The 1,746-nt window shown below is 33.3% G+C and carries 1 protein-coding gene; it reads right to left on the bottom strand.

Translation table 11 applies throughout. The features are described 5' to 3' along the window. On the bottom strand, positions 1-1,611 hold a 1,611-nt coding region (locus tag AB1349_14110), incomplete at its 3' end, for a tetratricopeptide repeat protein (protein MEW6558459.1). Positions 1,612-1,746: the final 135 nt, after the last annotated feature.

Genomic DNA, 1,746 nt, shown 5'->3' with positions numbered 1-1,746 from the left:
ACTTGGTTTAATTTCAATTGATTTCTTTAGTTCTTCAATTGCCTGGTTAAATTGTCCTTTATTAAAGTAAATAATTCCTATTCTCTCATACATTTCTGCATAATTTGGATTTTGTTCCAGAACTTGTTTGAAAAATTTTATAGCCATATCATAGTTATTTATTTTATTATAAATCATTCCTATTCTGACAAGAGCGCCCGTTTCTTCAGGATTAAATATTAGAATCTCCTTAAACGTGTCTATTGCAAGTTCATACTTTCCGTTGTCCAAATATGCTGTACCTAAATTATACAAATTTTCTATATCATCCGGGTCAAGTTTTTTTAGTTCACTGAAATAGTATATCGCTTTGTCAAACTGCTTTTTTTCAGCATAAGCCACGCCAAGTCCTGTATATGCTTTTCCACTTTGAGGGAAGTTTATTAGTGTGCGTGTCCAGAGTGTTATCCTATCTTTCCAATCAGTATTTCGTTTTATTGCGAACGTTCCGTAGACTAAAAGTAAAATAATTGCAGAGAAATAAAATATTTTTTTTGCATAAAATATTTTTACTAATGTTACCGGCAAAAGAATACAGGCAGCAATAGATGGAATGTATAAGTGCCGTTCAGCCATAATGTTTTTCATAGGAATAATATTTGAAACGGGTAAGAGCGTTATAAAAAACCAGAATATTGAGAAGGATATAATTCTTGAGTTTTTCCGGATGACTATTGCGATTATTAACAGTAATATTAGAAAGAGTAACGGGGAAATTACTCCTGGGTCAGAAAGTGAGACGGACATTTTGAAGTAATCTTCATAATCAGGTTGTGAGTAAAGTTTCGGTATAAAAAGTAAATAGACATAATAGACAAAAACCTTTGCCATTGTTAGTAGTGTCCAGAGTCGGTTGTACGCAAGATAGTGCTCGCCGGTGGAACGGCCTGTAATTCCTAAGACAACAAATCTTACAAAAATATAAAACACTGCTATTAAGAAAAATGGTATATAGTTCTTTAAACTGAATTTTCTTGATAAATACCACTCTACAAGTATTAAAACAAACGGCAGAGTTAAAGACATTTCTGAAGAAAATGCTGCAATTGTAAATGAAATTATAGATGCAAAATAAAAAAATCTCTGTTTTATATTATCAATACTTTGCAGGTATAGATATATTGCCAGGAGAAAAAATACAGGGCCTAAAAGGTCAAAACTTGCAGTCATAAATGTGACAGATTCAGTATGAATTGGATGTGTTGCAAAAAATAAAGCGGCGAATAATGCAACTGTTTCTTCTTTAATTAGTATCTTTACAATAAGATAGAGCAATACAGTACAAGCGATATGAAATAAAATACTGTTTAAGTGGTAACCGAATGTTTTGGTAGCCCATATTAAGTGGGTTAAAGCATAAGCAATACTTCTGAGCGGTCTGTACAATTCTCCGGTTGGTGAATTAAAAAATTTTGGGATGTTTGCTAAAGATTTATGTTCAAGAACATTACCCGAAATAAATCCGGTGTCATCAAAAACAAATTCATTAACAAAAATATTAAAATAACAGATTAAAACTGCAGTGGACAGAAGAAAAAAATATGTAAATTTTATGTTAACTCTCGTTATCATTATCTTTCAAGAAAACTCTGTATTGCTTTTGCAGCACGCTTGCCGTCGGCAACCGCTTCCACGACAGATGCACCGCCGTTTGTGTAATCCCCCCCGGCAAAAATCTTTGGCTCGGAGGTCTGGAGTGTTCCGGGG

This window comes from Elusimicrobiota bacterium, from assembly GCA_040757695.1.
Taxonomy (GTDB): Bacteria; Elusimicrobiota; UBA8919; order UBA8919; family UBA8919; genus JBFLWK01.
Note: the sequence above shows the minus strand (reverse complement) of the source record. Positions and strands in the feature narration are given on the sequence as shown.